This window comes from Corallococcus sp. CA047B (genome assembly GCF_003612065.1).
In the GTDB taxonomy this organism is placed as follows: domain Bacteria; phylum Myxococcota; class Myxococcia; order Myxococcales; family Myxococcaceae; genus Corallococcus; species Corallococcus praedator.
Map to the genome: position 1 here is coordinate 1 of NZ_RAWD01000727.1, position 458 is coordinate 458.

General features: G+C 58.7%; 1 protein-coding gene. It reads left to right on the forward strand.

Annotated features, from left to right (window positions below; translation table 11 throughout):
• Positions 1-10: 10 nt before the first annotated feature.
• On the forward strand, positions 11-458 hold a 448-nt coding region (locus tag D7X74_RS42385; protein WP_233602500.1), incomplete at its 3' end, for a flagellar hook-basal body complex protein.

Genomic DNA, 458 nt, shown 5'->3' on the forward strand with positions numbered 1-458 from the left:
CTCGCGTGCCGTGTTCGAGGACCTGCTGTATCAGAACGCGCGCGAGCCGGGGGCCCAGTCGTCACAACAAACGGCGTTGCCTTCGGGCATGCAGATCGGTACCGGCACGCGGATTGTGGCCACCTCGCGTTTGCATTCGCAAGGCAATCTTTCAAAAACTGGCAATGCGACGGACGTAGCCATCAACGGCAATGGCTTCTTCCAAGTGCAAAGACCTGACGGCACGCTGGCCTACACACGAGACGGCAACTTCCAGATCAGCGCGCAGGGGCAACTCGTGACCTCAAGCGGCTATTTGGTGCAGCCTGCCATGATGGTGCCGCGCAATGCCACGAGCTTGATGATTGGCAAAGACGGTGTTGTTACGGTTACGACGCCAGGTATGGTCAATCGAACGCAAGTGGGGGCGTTTCAACTCGCCAATTTCGTCAATCCGGCCGGCTTGCGTAGTCTGGGAG